Here is a 16,829-nt window from a genome sequence, read left to right as displayed (position 1 = left end):
GCCTTATGTCGCTTCGGCTTTCGCGGTGATATTGCGGGCCATACCGCCGAACACGACGGCATGGAAGGGCGAGATCGAGTGCCAGTACGCATGTCCGGCCAGCCCCCGCGGCTCGAACACCGCGCACTGCCGGTAGCGCGCGCCGCCGTCCGGTGTCGGCGTGACGGACAGCTCGAGCCATGCCTGTCCGGGAAGCAGCATCTCCGCCCGCAGCCGGAGCAGCCGAGGGCGTTCCAGCGTCTCCACCCGCCACCAATCGAGGGCCTCACCCTGGTGGAGTTTGTGTGGATCCCTCCGTCCCCGACGGAGACCGACACCGCCCGCGAGTCGATCCAGCCATCCGCGAAGCGCCCACGCCAGCGGAAACGAGTACCAGCCGTGTTCGCCGCCGACCGACTCGATCACCGACCACAGGACCTCGGGATCCGCGGAAGTCGAGAGTTCGCGGACATCGCGGTACAGGGAGCCGCCCGACCAATCGGGGTCCGACGGCAGCGGATCCGACGGCGTCCGAGGGGGACTGGCATCCGACCATCTGGTCGGAACGTCGAGGTCGCGAATTCTGGTGAGCGCCAACGAGACCGCCTCCCGGAACGGTATCGGGCCCGCCGGTGGGTCCGGGATGAGCCGCGCTATCGAGTGGTCGGTGCAGGCGACGTCGTTGATCAGCGATTCCATCAGGGGAACGGCGATCGCGCGCGGCACCGGTGTCACCAGGTTGACCCACTGGCTCGAAAGCCAGGGAGTCAGGAGCGGCACCGGGATGATTACGCGGCGAGGCAGCTGCGCGACCTCGGCATAGGTCCGCATCATTTCTTCGTAGGTGACGACGTCCGGGCCTCCGATGTCGAAGGCGCCGGTCTGGTCCGGCGCCAGTTCCGCACCACGCACCAGGTAGTAGAGGACGTCGCGGACGGCGATCGGTTGCACCCTGTTCCGCACCCACCGCGGAGTGACCATGACGGGCAGCCGCTCGCTGAGGTAGCGGAGGATTTCGAAGCTCGCGGAGCCGGATCCGATGATCACACCGGCCCGCAGCACCAGTGTGGGGACGGGGGAGGCCAGGAAGATCCTGCCGACTTCGGCGCGGGAGGCGAGGTGGCGTGAAAGGGCTTGTCCCGTCGGGGTGATGCCGCCGAGATAGATGATTCGACTCACCCGCGCCGCCGCGGCCGCCGCGGCGACGCGAGTGGCGGCCGCGCGGTCGATCTCGCCGAAATCCGCTCGGTCGAGCGAGTGGACCAGGTAGTAGAGCACCTGCTGGTCGGCGACGCAGCGGCGAACGTCCTCGTCGTCGAGGACATCGCCGCGCAGGATCTCGACCCGATCGCGCCAGGGCGCGTCGGCGAGCTTGCCCGGGCTGCGTGCGACCACCCGGACGGAATGACCCGCTCGAAGAAGCTCGGGAACAAGGCGGCCGCCGATGTAGCCGGTCGCGCCGAATATCACGCATCGCATGTCCGCACCTCGCGTCTCCGGAGTGCACCGCTTGTGCGTCGAGTGCCTCGCTTGCAGCAAGTCGGTGTTGCATCGAAATCGCATCGCTCAGCGTACGCCTGGCAGAGGTGCATAGGAAGATCGGCGCAGGGCGAGGTCTGTCCCGGCTGCCCCCCGATGCCATTGGCCGGAACGGTCGTGGGACACGTCGGCGCAGCCATCGCCGACGGCGTGGGTGAACGCTGGGAGCGGGCCTGTCGCCCCCTACCGCGGACGCAGGACTAGCACTGTGATTTCGCTCGGTGCGAAGACCCGCAGTTGCGGTCCCCAGAAGCCGGTTCCGCGGCTGGTATAGAGCTGGGTGTCGCCGTGGCGGCTCAGTCCGGCGACGACGGGCTGCTCGAGCCGGACGAGATAGTGGAAGGGCCAGATCTGGCCGCCGTGGGTGTGGCCGGAGATCTGGAGTGCGACACCGGCGGCCACCGCGTCGGTGATCTGCTTGGGTTGGTGGGCGAGTAGGACGACCGGCGCGTCGGGGTCCGCACCGGCGAGCGCGGTGGGAAGGTCGGGGCCGTGGCCGGTCAAGCCGACGCCGGTCGGGTCGTCGATGCCTGCGATGACCAAATGATCGTCGCCGCGGCGCACCGTCACATGCTGGTTGCGCAGCGGTTGCCAACCCAGTGAACTCATGTGGTCGATCCAACCTGGCGCGTCGCCGAAGTACTCGTGGTTGCCGGTGATGTAGAACCGGCCGAGCTCGGCCTCGACCTTGCCGAGCGGATCGACTTGCGCGTGCCGCTTCGCCACCGAGCCGTCCGCGAGATCGCCCGCGTGGCAAGCGATATCGGGACGTTGCGCGTTGACCACCTCGACGACGCGCTCCGACCAGCGCAGTCGATCGAGCGCGGCGAAATGGGTGTCGGTGACGACTACCAGGCGTAGGCCGTCCAGTGCCGGACCGAGTCCCGGGATAGATACCTCCAGGGTGCGCACCCGCGGCACCCGCCGCGCTTCGACCACGCCCCACACCGTGAGCACGGTGGAGGCCGCGAGCACGCCCGCGGCCACGATCCGGGAGCGAGCCGGATCGTCAACACCGGCAACGGCGAGCCCGAGACGCGCGAGGTTGCCGAGCACCGACCAGCTGAACACCACCCACAGCACGCCGAGCAGCGTGTCGCCGACGATCGAGGCGGCATCCGACTGCGCGGGTCCGTGGCCGAGATACATCGCCGCGGGCAGACAGCAGAACGCCAGCGCGAACAGCGCCGAGCCGAGCCAGAACAGCGAGCCGGCTCCCTGGGTCGGCGCGGCGACCAAAGTCCACCACGGCAGCGAGATCAGCAGGGCGGGAACAGCCAGGAACAGGACCAGGCGGGGTACATACTTCAAGAGGGTTCGTCCTCGCGCGCGGTTGGAGCGCGCGGTCCCTCTCCCGGCGCCATGAACACTTCCGACGATAGCAGCGGGAGTTACACGCCGAGGCGCTCGGCGGCGACGGCGAGATCTTTGTCACCGCGACCCGATAGGCACAGTACGACGACGGAATCCTCGACAATCTCTCCACCGTCGGCCATTTCCAGCAGATGCCCGACGGCATGCGCCGATTCGAGCGCGGCGAGGATGCCTTCGGTATGACTGAGCGCCCGCATACCGCGCAGCGCGACAGCGTCGGTGGCCGCGCGATAGCTCACGCGGCCAGTGTCTTTCAGATGGCTGAGTTCGGGGCCGACGCCCGGATAGTCGAGTCCGGCCGCGATGCTGTGGGTCCGCGCGATCTGGCCGTCCTCGTCCTGCAGCAGATAGCTGTAGGAGCCGTCGATCTCACCGGGGCTGCCCATGCTCAGTGTCGCCGCGTGCGCGCCGGTGTCGACGCCGAGTCCGGCCGCCTCGACGCCGATCAGCCGGACCCGCGGATCGTCGGTGAACGGGTGGAAGAGGCCGATGGCGTTGCTGCCGCCGCCCACACAGGCGAGAACATAATCGGGCAGTCGGCCTTCGGCGCGCAGGATCTGGTCCCTGGTCTCGGCGCCGATCACCGTCTGGAAGTCCCGCACGATTCGCGGGTACGGCGCGGGACCGGCCGCGGTGCCGAACAAGTAGTGCGTGGTGTCCAGATTCGCCACCCAATCGCGGACCGACTCGCTGATGGCCTCCTTCAGCCTGCGCGATCCGCTGTCGACCGGCCGCACCCCGGCGCCGAGCAGATGCATCCGCGTCACGTTCGACTCCTGGCGCCGCATGTCGTCGGCCCCCATGTAGACCACGCAGGTCAGGCCGAGCATCGCGCACACCGTGGCCACCGCAACGCCGTGCTGACCCGCACCGGTCTCGGCGACGATCCGTCGCTTGCCCATTCGCCGCGCCAACAGCGCCTGCCCAAGCGCATTGTTGATCTTGTGAGCGCCGGTGTGTGCCATGTCCTCGCGCTTGAGGTAGACCCGCACGCCCGGCACACTCAGCAACTCTGCGAACCGCCGCACCCCATGCAGCAGCGTCGGCCGGCCGACGCGGTCGCGCAACAGCTCCCGGTACTCCGCCTCGAAGCTCGAATCGGCCTGCGCCAGAACGTAGGCGGCCTCGAGATCCAGCAGCGCGGCCATCAATCCTTCGGGCACGAACCGGCCGCCGAAAGCACCGAATCGTCCGCGCTCGTCGGGAAACATCTCGTGCCGGACACCGCTCGCCGCCACGTCGTGATCAATCATCGTCAACACCAACGCTTTCACCGCCACAGATCCGACGGTTCAGTCTGTTCCGCTCGCACTAGCGCAATCCCACAGACCGGCAACAAATGAGTTAACAGACTTGATCTTTCGGTTGGTTCGAATCAGTGGGGAGTGGGTGGTGCACTGGCTCAGCGGGGATGATCCGATCCCAGATCTTGGCGTGCGCGTTCGGCGATCTCGTCGACGCTGGTGTCGTTCAGGAACTTGTCGATCGCCGAGATGCCCACGGTGGCCACCCGGCGCCACTCGTCGTCCGTGAGTGCATCGGGGGATCGGTTGAGGTGGTCGCCGACGGCCGACAGCGAGGAGGGGCGGGGTTCGGTCACGAGTTCTCGCAGCGCGCGGTCTCGGCGGGCGAGGATCGGGCCGAGCTCGCTGCCCACGATCCGTACCGCGGCTTCCGCGCGCATGTGCGATTGCAGTGGCTCCTGCAGCTTGCTCAGTTCCGACGCGATCGCGGTCCGGTCCGGTGGATCGGTGGCAAGGGCGGTCCGGATCCGATTCAGCTGGGCCGCGACGTCCATAACGGACGCGACATAGGCCACGTACGCTTCGCGGCGATCCTTCCGAATCGTTTGCTCCGCGGTGAGGCGCTCCTGTCGATTCATTTCCGTGCTGCTCACGTGGGTCGATGCCCACGCGGAGATGCCGGCCGAGATCACCGCCGCCGCGACCGCGGTGACGAGGGCGTATCGCCCGTTTCGTGTCGCCGTTCGCAGATCGCGGTGCAATGCCGCCAAGTCGGTCGATGACGCCGAGGCCGAAGGTGCGGCAGGCTCGGCAGACTCTCGGTGCCGCTCCGGCGTAGACGGCTGCTCGTCCATGAGGTCAAGCTACGTCGCGCGAGGCCGTCGAAGGGGCAGCCACGCCACCCGAGTGGTTCGCGATCTGAATGCCGACTGGCTGAACCGGCGGTTGCCGAGGTCGATCCCCTCGGCAACCGCCGGCGCACACCGTCGCTATGCCGCGGCGGCGGATACGAGCTGACGCTCCGACGGTGTCGGCCAGCGGCGGTGTTCGGCGTCGATGACGTAGGCGTGGGTGTGCCGGTAGAAGCGGTCGTCCACGCGCACGGCATCGGCCAGCCGGTCCGAGGCGATGGTGCCGACTTCGTGCAGGTGAGTCAGCTCCTCCGGGTCGTGGCGCGGCCACATGCGCAGCGCCGCGGTGATTCCCGCACCGGCGAGCGCGGCCAACGTGATCCAGGTGGTCGTGAAACCGGCGGCGGTCGTCAGCCAGCCGGCGATCGGATAGGTGATCAACCAGGCGAGGTGCGACAGCGAGAACTGAGCGGCGAACAGCGCGGGCCGATCGGCAGGGCTCGACGAGCGCCGCAGCACCTGACCGGTCGGGGTGAGCACCGCCGCGGTGCCCGCGCCCACGGTGGCCCACACTGCGATCGCGGCTCCCCACCGCCAGTCACCCGCGGTCGCCAGCGACAGGGTGATGGCCGCACCGAGCCCGGCGATCAGCGTGGCCGCCCCCGCCAGCATGACCGGCCGCGCGCCGAGGCGATCGAGAACGCGGGGGAGCGACAGTGCGACTAGCATGGTGCCGAACCCGTTGGCCGCCAACAACAGTGCCACACCGGACTGGGTGCCGCCGAGGGTGTCGCGAACGTAGTTGACGGTGTTGACCACGATCACCGATCCGGCGGCGGCGACCACGAGATTCAGCCCGAGCAGCCCGCGCAGCCGCGGTGTCGCGGCGAAGATCCGCATGCCCAGCGTGATTCGTTCCCGGAACGAGCCTTCGGTGGCGGCGGTCGCGTTCGGGATCCTGGTCGTGATCACCAGCACCGCCGAGACGGCGAATCCGATTGCGGTACCGACGAACAGCCAGTGGAAGCTGATCAGAGCCAGCGCGGCCGCGGCCAGCATCGGGCTGAGCAGGGTCTCCATGGTGGCGGCCAGCTGGGCGGCCGAGAGCGCCCGGGTGTATTCGCGTTCGTCGGGCAGGATGTCGGGGATGACCGCCTGGTAGGTCGGGGTGAACGCCGCCGAGGCGGTTTGCAGTAGCGCGATCAGCGCGTAGATGTGCCAGAACTGGTCGATGAAGGGCAGTGCCAGCACGACAGCGGCACGAATGACGTTGAGCCCGACCAGAAACGAGCGACGGGGGAACCGGTCGGCGTAGGCGGCCACGAGGGGTGCGACCGTTATGTAGACCACCATCTTGATCGTCAGCGCCGTGCCGAGAACGGCGGCCGCGTCGCCCGCCGCGAGCTCGTAGGCGAGCAGGCCGAGAGCGACCGTGGTCAGTCCGGTACCGAACAGGGCCGACACCTGAGCGGTGAACAGCCGCAGATAGTCGTGGTTGCCGAACAGCGAGGTCATCGTGGAACGCATCGAAAACACTTCCTAGGGATCGAATTCGGGGTGGATCACGGGTTCGTCGACAGCGGCACTCGCACACCTCGGACTCCTCTCGAATGCGGGCGAGACTTTCGCCCGCTCATCGACTTTCGATGCTCAGCTGGTGGTGGGCAGGGTGAAGGCGGCGGTGCGGACGACATCGCCGTGCTGGAAATCCAAGAAGAGCCGGTAGGTTCCGGGGCCGGGCACGACCGTGTGGAAGGTAATGTCCGGTCCGGGCGCGGTCACCCCGTCGCCGGGCTCGCCGTTGGGGTGAACGTGGACGTAGGTCAGATCTCCCGCTCGCAGAATCACCAGGTGTCCGTACGCGGCCAGGTATGGCTGCAGGTCGGTGACTGGCCGACCGTCCTTGCGAACGGTCAGGGTGAGCAGTCGTCCGGCGCCCGGCACCAGATCGCCGTCGAGGGCCACCTCGTATCCGTCCACGAGCGCGGTGCGCGTGGCGGGTGGCGTCGGCCGCGGTTCGTACACGCCCGCGACGGCGAGATCCGCACCGAGGGTGATGGTTTTGCCCAACGCGCGCGGGGCGATATCGGTGAAGACCCGGTACGCCCCCGCCTCCGGAAGGTTCAGCGTCACGGTCCAGGTTCCGTCGGCGGTGAGTTCGGGATGTACATGCCAGAAACCGGTCAGCTCACGCCGCACCACGATCAAGTGCAGCTCGCGATCGTGGATGGCGTCGTAGCGGGTGACAGGCTCGCCATCGGGACCGAGGATCCGGAACCGCAAGTCGACCTCGCCCGTCCCGACGATCGGCTCCGCGAGCGCCAATGTGTAACCGTCCTGGGTGATTTGGAGCCCACCGGGGAAGTCGGCGGCGTGGTTTCCGTGCGCCGCGTGGTCACCGTGGCCGGCATGCGCTCCGTGCCCCGTGTGCGCTCCGTGCGCCCCGCCGTGAGTGGTGTGAGTCTGCGTGGTCATCGCTTCCGCCTTTCGATCTTGTTGCTCCGATATGGAACAAGATAATACCCCAGGGGGGTATACGCAACGTCTTGTGATCCATCGCGCAGAGCGTTCCGTCTTCGGCTGGTGTCGGAGCTGTCGATGGCCGCAATCCATGAGCATCACCCCGGAACTTCCTGTCCTGCAAGGCAAGGCTGGCGTCGCGCTGCTGCTGGAGCGGGCGTTCGCGTTCTTCACCGAGTCGTTCGGCGGTTGGTGGTCCGCGGCTTATCACATCGGTGCGGCCGAGATGGCCGATGCGATTCTCGAGCCAGGCGAGGGTGGGCGCTGGTTCGAACGAGGCATCGACGGCACCACCGCCACCTCGACCGCCTGGTCGACGGCAAGGCCATCGCGGAGACCATCGTCGAGCGCGGCGGTGGCTGGAGCACGCTGCTGGAGCTGTTCGCCAAGACCGCGAAGCGCAGAGCTGAACGACGGCGGTGGTCACGCGCTTCGTCCGCGCCCGGTGAACGCCGCGATCGGTACGACCGCCACCGCCAGCGCGCCGCCGAGGAGGGCAAGAGCCGGATAGCTGGTCGCGGCGACCATCAACCCGGACCCCATCCCCCCGGTGGCTCCGGCGACCGCGATCGAGACATCCACCGCGCCTTGCGTTTTGGCGCGGGTGGCCAGCGGCGCCGTGTCGGTGATGATGGCCGTGCCCGCCACCAGCCCGAGATTCCAGCCCAATCCCAGCAGCGCCAGCGCGAGCGCGAGCAGCACCACGGAGTCGCCGGGCGCGGCGGCCGCGAGGACTCCCGCGGCGAGCAGCGTCACCCCCGACGCGGCGGCGACGGGCAGGCGGCCGTAGCGGTCGACGAGCCAGCCGGTCAGTGGCGAGGGCAGGTACATGGCGCCGACGTGGATGGCGATCACCAGTCCGGCGGCGGCGGTGCTGTGGCCGTGGTCGAGCATGTGGACCGGAGTCATGGTCATGATCGCCACCATGACCAGCTGCGTCAGCGCCATCACCAAGCCGCCCGCGGCGATGCCCTTGCCGGAATCGTCGACAGGCGTCGGCTGTGTGGTGGTCTGCGTGCCTGCCGCGTCCGTCGCGCCCAGTTCACGTGCCAGCAGCAGCGGGTCCGGCCGCAGCGACACCGCGAGCACGAGCGCGGCAAGTGCGTAGGCCGCCGCGGCGAGCAGGAACGGCCCGGCCAGGTAGGGAATGCCCAAGGTTCTGGCCAATCCGCCGGTCGGTGCGGCGAGATTCGGGCCGATGACACCGCCGAGGGTGGTCGCGACCAGCACGGTGGACACGGCACGGCCCCGGTGCGAAGCGGTGGCCAGATCGGCGCCCGCGTATCGGGCTTGCAGGTTGGTGGCGGTGCCCGCGCCGTAGACGAACAACGCGATGAACAGCAGCGCCAGATTGTCCAGGACGGCGGCCGCGATCACGCCGAGGCTGCCGATCGCGCCGGTGAGATACCCCGCGGCAAGGCCGGGACGGCGCCCGCGAGCTTGGGAAAGACGACCGACGGCGACGGCGGCGAGCGCGGAACCGGCGGTGAACAGGGCGCTGGGCAGTCCGGCCAGGCTGGTGGAGCCGAGCATGTCTTGGGCCAGTAGCGCGCCGACGGTGATCCCGGCGGCCAGTCCCGCACCGCTGAGGACTTGCGCGGACACCAGGACGAGCAGGACGCGGCGTTGTGCTCGTGCGGTATCGGGGAGCCGGATGTCGGAGGTGCTGCGGGTGGTGCCGGTGGCCACGAGAAGGTCTTCCTGGTCAGCAAGCGGTGGCGAATACAATCGCCATGTTCCTTGCTGTTCCAAGGAACTGTGGAATAAGATATTCCAAAGAATATTGGAGAAGCAAGCGTGAGCGAGTCCTCCGGCCCCAAGGCCGCCCTGTTCGACCAGGTCGCCCGTGTCGGCAAGGCCCTGGGCAACGGTCGCAGGCTACAGATCCTCGATCTGCTCGCCCAAGGCGAGCGCACGGTCGAGGCGATCGCGACCGCGACCGGCATGAACCTGACCACCGCTTCGGCGAACCTGCAGACGCTCAAAGCCGGCGGCCTGGTCGAGGCGCGACGCGACGGAACCCGCCAGCACTACCGGCTCGCCGGAACCGACGTCGCTCGCTTGTTCGCGCTCGTGCAGAGCGTCGCCGAAGCGCACCTGGCCGACGTCGCCGTCGCGGCGGCCGCCGCCCTCGGCTCTCCGGAGGACGCGATCACCCGCGACGAACTCGTCCGCCGCCGCGACGCCGGGGAGATCGTCCTCGTCGACGTCCGCCCCCGCGAGGAGTACGACGCCGGGCACATCCCCGGCGCCATCAGCATTCCGCTCGCCGAACTCGCGACCCGGCTCGCCGAGCTGCCCGCCGACCGGGAGATCGTCGCCTACTGCCGCGGCGCGTACTGCGTGATGGCGCCCGACGCGATCCGCATCGCGCAGCAGTCCGGGCGGGAGGTCAAACGTTTCGACGAGGGAATGCTGGAATGGACGTTGGCCGGACTCCCGGTCGAGAAGGCCGCGACGGCGGCGCGGTAGCAACCCTAGATCCACCGCCGCAACCCGCCCGGCCAACGCAGCATCAGCACGCCGATGGCGGCGACGACGATGCCGCGCGGCGCCTCGTAGAGGAATCCGGTCAGGCCTTGGGTGGGCGGAACGGGGAGGAAGAAGCCGAGACCGGCGACCAGGGTGAGGACCGCGATCCAGCGGGGCACGGTGTTATTGCGCAGCATGCTCGCACCCATCAACCCCAGCCCGGCGAGCAGGACGAGGGCGCCGATGATGTTGAACAATTCGAACGCGGTGGTGTCGATCATGTTGTCGTTGCCCGCGATCAGGTGCGCGGTGGCGGGGTCGTGCGCGAACGGGTAGGCGAAGAACAGTTCGACGACGAGATGACCGCCTGCGGTGACGACGTTGGCGAGCAAATAGCAGACCAGGCCGACGAATCCGGCCGTGCCGAGGCGAGGCCGCATCCACGCGTACATCCCGGGCAGTCCGAGGATCAGTAGCACGGTTCCGATGCCGAGCAGGATCTGCGCGAGCGGCGCGCCGGGACTGGTGAGCGCCTCGACCGAATGGCTCTTGCCCGCGACGATCGGATGCAGTGTGCCGCCCGCGATGCACAGGGTGCCCGCGATGGCCAGTGCGGCGCCGCACATCCGCAGTACAGTCTCGCGAGAAGGGCCGATGGTCCGAGTGTCACCGGTGGTCGGGGTTGGTAGGAGTGCTTGCGTGTGTGTCATGAGCCAAGGGTCGACGAGGGCGCTGGTGTGACGCTGGTGCGCGGCGGGTCCGACGACGACCGCCCGGCCATCTCGGTGCTCGGGCCCCTGGAAGTGCGCACCTCGGACGGCGCCCGCCTCACCATCCCGGCGCGCAAACACGCCGAGCTCTTGGTCATCCTCGCGGCCGAGCGGACCGCCCGCAGCGCGCCGTACCTTTGCGAATTGCTCTGGCGGGGCAGGGCTCCGGAGAGCGCCCTCGTCACCCTTCAGGGATACGTCTCACGGTTGCGCCGGACGCTTGGGCCGCTTCCGGACTTCCGGATCGAGACCGGCCCGAACGGTTACGTGTTGCGATGCGGCGGATCCGGCACCGACCTCGACCTGCTCGACGTGCTGTCCAGGGACGCCCGCGCGGCACACGCCGACGGCGACGTCGCACGAACCGTCGATCTACTCGAACGCGCCTTGCGCCTGTGGCGCGGCGAGGCGCTCTGCGATGTCGACGACATCGCCGAACTCGCTCCCGAACGGGCGCGTCTTGCCGAGCTGCGATCGGAACTCGTCGAGATGTGCGCCGAGGGACTGATCGTGCTCGGCCGTGCCCGGCACGCGGTCACTCTGCTCACCGACGAATGCGAGCGGCATCCGGAGCGGGAAGGCACGGCACGACTGCTGGCGCTGGCGCTGCGCGACTGCGGACGTGTCTCGGAGGCTCTCGACGTTCTCGTTCGATTGCGGCGCTCGCTGCGGGAGGATTTCGGGCTCGATCCCGCGCCCGACACCGTCCGGGTCGAGAACGAGATCCGCAATCCGGCAAAGCCCCCGGCGGAACGCCCTGCGCTCGTGGGACGCGACGACGTCGCCGCTGTCTTGCATCGTGCGCGGAACCGGTCCCGGCAGGGACTGACCGTCGTGACGGTGCGCGGCGCACCCGGCATCGGCAAGACGGCCGTCGTCGAGGACGCCGTGCGCCGCCACGGCGACGCGGCCTTCTTCACCGCGGGAATCAGTGGGACCGGCGCCTCGGCGTTGGCGACACTGATGCCGTGGCTGGATCAGGCCGCGCTGGCCGGACGCGCCGTGCCGGACATCCCGACACCGCGTGCGCTCGCCGCGTTGTTCGCCGACGTCGCGCGGGAGACCGGACATGTGGTCGCGGTCATCGATGACGTGCAGTGGGCCGATCCTGATTCGCTTCGGATGATCGCGGCGGCCATGCGGGTGCTGCGTGCCCATCCCGTCCTGCTGTTTCTCACGGTTCGTCCGGAGCCGCTTCCGGTGGAGGTGGGCCTGCTCCAGTCCGCGGGCGCCCATGTCGTGGTGGACCTGCCGCCGCTGTCCGCCGCGGCCGTGGAGGAGTTGGTGCGCGCCGAGCTCGGTTCGATCGATCCGGAGGTGGGCGCCCGGATCATCGAGTCGAGCGCCGGGAGCCCGTTCGTCGCGGCGCAACTGTGCGATCTCGTCCGCGCGGGCGGCTCCCTGGACGTCAGGGGCTCAGCCACCGAGATCACGACGGCGAAGCTGTCCGCTGTTTCCCCGTCGGCGCGAGCGCTCGCCGAGGTGCTGGCCGTGATCGGTACGCGCGCGTCGATCGGACTGGTCGCCGCCGCCGACGGCGCACCACGGTTCGACGATCGGATCGGTGAACTCGTCGCCGCGCGGGTCGTCTCGCTCGAAGACGGCGCAGTCGCCTTCGAACACGAACTCACGCGCGATGCGGTGCTCGCCACCATCGGTGAAGTGCGGATGGCCCTGTTGCACAAGCGAATCGCGGACGCGCTGGCCGAGCTGCGACCGGGTGCGCTCACGGCGCAGGCACGGCATCGCAGCGCGGCGGCTCTCGATTCGCTGGATTTCGCTGCCGCGCAGGCCTGTTCGGTAGCGGCGCGAGACGCGCTGCGGCGGGACGCGCCCACCGAGTGCGCCGAACTCGCCGCGCGTGGGCTCCGGCACGCCGATCCCGGTGATGCGGAGTTGCTGATCGAGTTGGATCGGCTCGCGGGACAGGCACATCACCGCCTCGGCCACTACGACGCGGCCGCCGAATCCTTCGACCGCGCCGGTCGACGCTGCGCCGAACGCGGCGACTGGTCCGGTCTGGCGCGGACCGCGCTCCTGGCCGCACCGCGTGGCGTAGCAGGCTACTTCTCCGGATACGGTGTGGTGCACGCGGGTTCGTCGGCGCTGCGGGCACAGGCACTCGCGCATCGCCTCGAGCTCGACGCCGAGCTGGTCGCCGAGGCGGAAGCGATCGAGGCCGCGGACCGCGCGATCCACGGTCTGCCAGGGGATTTCGACGCACTGTCCGAGGCACGGGCGCGCAGCGCACCCGGAGGCGGATCCTGGGCCCAGGTACTGCTTGCCGAGTTCCTGTGCACCTGGGGTCCCACAACCGTCGCCGAGCGGCGCAAGATCGCCGAGGAACTGGAGGAACTCGCCGGCCACGACCGAACGGCGCGGGCGACGGCGGTCCACCTGCGCCGCGTCTGTGCCCTGGAAGCGGGCGATATGCGGCTGGTCCGCCGACTGTCGGCCGAGTTCGCCCGGCTCGCCTCCGCCGACGACATCGACCTCGCGGCCACCCAGCTGTGGTGGCAGGTGATGCTGGCCGTGCTGCGTGGCAACTACCTGGAGTCGCAGGCGCTGATGACACGCTTCGCCGACGATCTCGGCGCGGTCGACGATCATGCCCGGCTGCTCGCCGAAGTCTCGGTGCTGACCAGCAATTCGATCGAGCTGTGGCATCGCGGACGGCTCGGCGAGGCACTCGCCGAAGTGGACCGTATGGCACAGGATTTCGACGAGGACTTCGCGCTCGTGGTCGCGATGGCCGCAGCGGAGATCGATGACCACGAGCGCGCGCTGTCGACGATCGAGTCGATCATCGCCCTGCCAGGGAGACTGCACGGCCCGCGCCTGGTCGTGCGGGTGCCACTGCTGGTCGAAGCGCTGCTCACCGTCGGTCGGCGGGCGCCGCGACAGCGCGACCGGGTGGTCGAGCTCACCGCCGAACTCGAACCGTTCACCCAGGGGTGGGGGGAGACATTGCTCGTGCAGTGGCCGGGGCTGGTGTGCCTCGGGCCGTCCGGGCTCTACCGCGGCACCGCCCGCGGAATCCTCGGACTGCCCGGCGCGCGCGAGGAGGTCGTCGCCGCGCGGCACCGGGCGCGTCTGCTCGGCGCGCGGCCCTACGAATCACGCGCCGCAGACCGCTTGATCCAGTGGCCGTTCGCCTGAGCCGAACGGAGATCGGCCGGGCCATCGTTGTCGGTTAGCTCACACGTCGTGGTATTCATGGCGGGAAAACCGCAGATCTATGAGAGGGTAGACGAGTGAGATCGGGCTTATCGTCGTGATTCGCTCGGCTCATCTACAGAAAAGATGAAGTAAGCAGATGGCTCAAGGCAGTGTGAAGTGGTTTAACAGCGAGAAGGGCTTCGGCTTCATCGCACAAGACGGTGGCGGCGCCGACGTCTTCGTTCATTACTCCGCCGTGTCCGGCTCGGGATTCAAGTCCCTGGAAGAAGGACAGCGCGTGGAATTCGAGATCGGTCAGGGCCAGAAGGGCCCGCAGGCGCAGGACGTTCGCGCGATCTGAGCGACGTGAAGACGAGCCCCGCATCCTTCGGGATGCGGGGCTCTGCTTTTCCCGGCAGTGAGAACGTCCGCAATGTTCCACCGGGGCTTCGGGTTTGGAGTGCGACACCTCAGAAGGCGGCTTCGTCGAGTTCCATGATCGAGGTGTCGATCTCGGACAGGACGGCTCGATCAGCGCTCAGTCGCGGCAGCACTGTCTTCGCGAAGAACGACGCGACCGCGATCTTGCCCTCGTAGAAGGCGCGGTCGGCGCCGCCGTTGCCGGAATCCAGCACCGAGACGGCGATCTCGGCCCCGACGAGCAGCCGCCATCCGACCAGCAGGTCGCCGACGGCGAGGAGGAAGCGCACGGATTCCAGGCCGATCTTGTACAGCTCGGTCGGGTTCTCCTGCGCGTCGAGCAGGTGCTGGGTGAGTCGGCCCGCCATGGCCTGCACGTCATCCACGGCGGTGGCGAGCAAAATCTTCTCGGCCTTCATGCGGTCGTTGTCGACGGTGGATTCCGCTGTCTCCCTGACCTTTCCGGCGATATGGGCCAGTGCGACGCCGCGGTCGCGGGCGATCTTGCGGAAGAAGAAGTCCTGCGCCTGGATGGCGGTGGTGCCCTCGTAGAGCGAGTCGATCTTGGCGTCGCGGATGTACTGCTCGATCGGGTAGTCCTGGAGGAAGCCGGAGCCGCCGAAGGTCTGTAGTGATTCGGTGAGGCATTGGTAGGCGCGCTCGGAGCCGACGCCTTTGACGATCGGCAGCAGTAGATCGTTGACCCGTGCGGCGAGTTCGGCATCCGCGCCGGAGACATGGTGGGCGACTACGGGATCCTGGTGTGCGGCGGTGTACAGGTAGATCGAGCGAAGTCCCTCGGCGTAGGCCTTCTGCGTCATCAGGGAGCGACGCACGTCGGGATGGTGGGTGATGGTCACCCTCGGCGCGGTCTTGTTCGCCATCTCGGTGAGATCGCTGCCCTGCACGCGCTGCTTGGCGTATTCCAGCGCATTGAGATACCCCGTCGACAGGGTCGCGATGGCCTTGGTGCCCACCATCATCCGTGCCTGCTCGATGACCTCGAACATCTGCGCGATGCCGTTGTGCACCTCGCCGACCAGCCAGCCCTTGGCGGGAATGCCGTGACCGCCGAAGGTCAATTCGCAAGTGGCGGAAGCTTTGAGGCCCATCTTGTGCTCGACGTTGGTGACGAACACACCGTTGCGTTTCCCGGGTTGCCCTGTCTGGAAATCGAAGAGGTACTTCGGCACGAGGAACAGGCTCAACCCCCTGGTACCGGGATCGGCGCCCTCGGGGCGTGCCAGCACCTGGTGGACGATGTTCTCGAACAGGTCGTCGGAGTCGGCGGAGGTGATGAAGCGCTTGACGCCCTCGATGTGCCAGGAGCCGTCCTCTTGCCGGATCGCTTTGGTGCGGCCCGCACCGACGTCGGATCCGGCGTCGGGTTCGGTGAGCACCATGGTGGCGCCCCAATTTCGTTGTACCGCAAGCGCGGCCCAACGGCGTTGTTCTTCGGTGCCGATGCCGTCGATGATGTCGGCCATGTTGGGTCCGGCCGCGTACATGAACGCGGCAGGCTGCGCGCCGAGGACGAATTCGCTGATGGCCCAACTCAACATGCGCGGGGCGGGAAAGCCGCCGAGCGCCTCGGCTTTGCCGACGCGCCACCACTCGCCGTCGTACCAGGCGCGCACCGACCGCTTGAACGCCTCGGGCAATCGCACCGAATGGGTCGCCGGATCGAAGACCGGCGGATTGCGGTCGGTCTCGGCGAAGGAATCGGCGACCGGCCCTTCGGCGAGCCGTGCGGCTTCGGTCAGCATCGTCCGCGCGGTCTCGGCGTCCAAGTCGCCGAAGGCTCCGGTGCGCAGAATCTCGGCGAGGCCGAACACCTCGAAGAGATTGAACTCCAGGTCCCTGATATTGCTCTTGTAGTGCCCCACCGGCCCTGCCCTTCCGACGATTCTCGGTCTTGTTACCGAGATGTGCCGGGCGCATGTGATCACGCCCAGCCGAATTCTGGCAGGCGGGAAGCTCGCGAGGCAGTCGTAAGTGATTGGCTATTAAGGAGCATCACTTGTATCCGCCACGCGAACCAAAGGAGTACCTCTCGGTGTTCGGAACGGAGGTCGAGGTATAGGGCCGGGCCGCACGAGAACCCATCACCTGCCGCCGCGAGTACCGGCGTCGTCGGACTGTGACGAACGAAGTGGTGGGCGGTTGCGAATTCACCGCGAGATGTATCGGCGCCGCGCAGGGGAGAGCGCGGGGCTCAGCGTAGCCATGTCCGATCATGACAAGCGTTAGCCAGTCTATTGCTGTCTTCTTCGGCCGTCCGCTCATCGGTGGCTCAGGGAACACTTCGTGCCAGGTTACGGTCGTATTGACCTTGTGGCAAGATCCTGCGCTATATTTGCTGCGAGACGCTGTATCGTATCCAAAACTGTGACCTCAGTCCTGGGCCTCTGGCCGCAGGTGACCTGACAATGGGGCGGATGACGGAGACGTCCGGCCGGTGAGACGCTGTCGGCGATCGGGTGCCGATCGCCATGATTTTC

At 68.1% G+C, this 16,829-nt stretch carries 12 protein-coding genes; 3 read left to right on the top strand and 9 right to left on the bottom strand.

Features of this window, described 5'->3' with window-relative positions; all coding sequences use genetic code 11:
* Positions 1-3 precede the first annotated feature (3 nt).
* The 7 genes from CRP45_RS06045 to CRP45_RS06015 form a co-directional block, all read right to left on the bottom strand.
* A complete protein-coding gene (locus tag CRP45_RS06045) occupies positions 4-1,458 on the bottom strand; it encodes an SDR family oxidoreductase (RefSeq protein WP_097244130.1) in 1,455 nt (484 codons plus the stop codon).
* Positions 1,459-1,701: 243 nt separating this feature from the next.
* A complete protein-coding gene (locus CRP45_RS06040) occupies positions 1,702-2,829 on the bottom strand; it encodes a metallophosphoesterase (RefSeq protein WP_097244129.1) in 1,128 nt (375 codons plus the stop codon).
* 80 nt (positions 2,830-2,909) lie between these two features.
* The gene (trpB, locus tag CRP45_RS06035) at positions 2,910-4,145 is read right to left on the bottom strand and encodes a tryptophan synthase subunit beta (protein ID WP_097244602.1); all 1,236 of its coding nucleotides are present in this window, start codon (positions 4,143-4,145) and stop codon (positions 2,910-2,912) included.
* 149 nt (positions 4,146-4,294) lie between these two features.
* Positions 4,295-4,774, bottom strand: a complete 480-nt coding sequence (locus tag CRP45_RS06030) for a hypothetical protein (RefSeq protein ID WP_143861358.1) — start codon at positions 4,772-4,774, stop codon at positions 4,295-4,297.
* 351 nt (positions 4,775-5,125) lie between these two features.
* Positions 5,126-6,514, bottom strand: a complete 1,389-nt coding sequence (locus CRP45_RS06025) for an MFS transporter (RefSeq protein ID WP_425436915.1) — start codon at positions 6,512-6,514, stop codon at positions 5,126-5,128.
* Positions 6,515-6,637: 123 nt separating this feature from the next.
* Complete coding sequence (locus CRP45_RS06020; RefSeq protein ID WP_245909938.1) at positions 6,638-7,462, bottom strand: hypothetical protein; 825 nt, start codon at positions 7,460-7,462, stop codon at positions 6,638-6,640.
* 468 nt (positions 7,463-7,930) lie between these two features.
* Positions 7,931-9,196 (bottom strand): MFS transporter, encoded by a 1,266-nt coding sequence (locus CRP45_RS06015; RefSeq protein ID WP_097244127.1) that lies wholly within the window; start codon positions 9,194-9,196, stop codon positions 7,931-7,933.
* 108 nt (positions 9,197-9,304) lie between these two features.
* Between CRP45_RS06015 and CRP45_RS06010 the strand changes: the two genes are divergently transcribed.
* Positions 9,305-9,979, top strand: a complete 675-nt coding sequence (locus CRP45_RS06010) for an ArsR/SmtB family transcription factor (RefSeq protein WP_097244126.1) — start codon at positions 9,305-9,307, stop codon at positions 9,977-9,979.
* A 5-nt stretch (positions 9,980-9,984) separates the two neighbouring features.
* On the opposite strand, the gene CRP45_RS06005 is transcribed toward CRP45_RS06010, so the two are convergent.
* A complete protein-coding gene (locus tag CRP45_RS06005; RefSeq protein WP_097244125.1) occupies positions 9,985-10,689 on the bottom strand; it encodes a hypothetical protein in 705 nt (234 codons plus the stop codon).
* Positions 10,690-10,716: 27 nt separating this feature from the next.
* Here CRP45_RS06005 and CRP45_RS06000 point away from each other — a divergent pair, with 27 nt between their 5' ends.
* Positions 10,717-13,908: an ATP-binding protein gene (locus tag CRP45_RS06000; RefSeq protein WP_179830770.1), complete on the top strand. Its 3,192-nt coding sequence runs from the start codon at positions 10,717-10,719 to the stop codon at positions 13,906-13,908.
* 157 nt (positions 13,909-14,065) lie between these two features.
* A complete protein-coding gene (locus CRP45_RS05995) occupies positions 14,066-14,269 on the top strand; it encodes a cold-shock protein (RefSeq protein WP_040741190.1) in 204 nt (67 codons plus the stop codon).
* Between the two features lie 109 nt (positions 14,270-14,378).
* Here CRP45_RS05995 and CRP45_RS05990 read toward each other — a convergent pair whose 3' ends face one another.
* A complete protein-coding gene (locus tag CRP45_RS05990; protein WP_097244123.1) occupies positions 14,379-16,214 on the bottom strand; it encodes an acyl-CoA dehydrogenase in 1,836 nt (611 codons plus the stop codon).
* Positions 16,215-16,829 lie beyond the last annotated feature (615 nt).

The sequence above is a fragment of the Nocardia amikacinitolerans genome, from assembly GCF_900215415.1.
GTDB lineage: Bacteria > Actinomycetota > Actinomycetes > Mycobacteriales > Mycobacteriaceae > Nocardia > Nocardia amikacinitolerans.
The sequence above is the reverse complement of the archived record's forward strand: the minus strand, read 5'-3'. Positions and strand labels throughout refer to the sequence as shown.

Bases quoted from the DNA above. Each gene is read 5' to 3' on its own strand.
- CRP45_RS06045 (WP_097244130.1), bottom strand. From the start codon at position 1,458: ATGCGATGCGTGATATTCGGCGCGACCGGCTACATCGGCGGCCGCCTT.
- trpB (WP_097244602.1), bottom strand. From the start codon at position 4,145: ATGATTGATCACGACGTGGCGGCGAGCGGTGTCCGGCACGAGATGTTT.
- CRP45_RS06030 (WP_143861358.1), bottom strand. From the start codon at position 4,774: ATGAATCGACAGGAGCGCCTCACCGCGGAGCAAACGATTCGGAAGGAT.
- CRP45_RS06025 (WP_425436915.1), bottom strand. From the start codon at position 6,514: ATGCGTTCCACGATGACCTCGCTGTTCGGCAACCACGACTATCTGCGG.
- CRP45_RS06020 (WP_245909938.1), bottom strand. From the start codon at position 7,462: ATGACCACGCAGACTCACACCACTCACGGCGGGGCGCACGGAGCGCAC.
- CRP45_RS06005 (WP_097244125.1), bottom strand. From the start codon at position 10,689: ATGACACACACGCAAGCACTCCTACCAACCCCGACCACCGGTGACACT.
- CRP45_RS05995 (WP_040741190.1), top strand. From the start codon at position 14,066: ATGGCTCAAGGCAGTGTGAAGTGGTTTAACAGCGAGAAGGGCTTCGGC.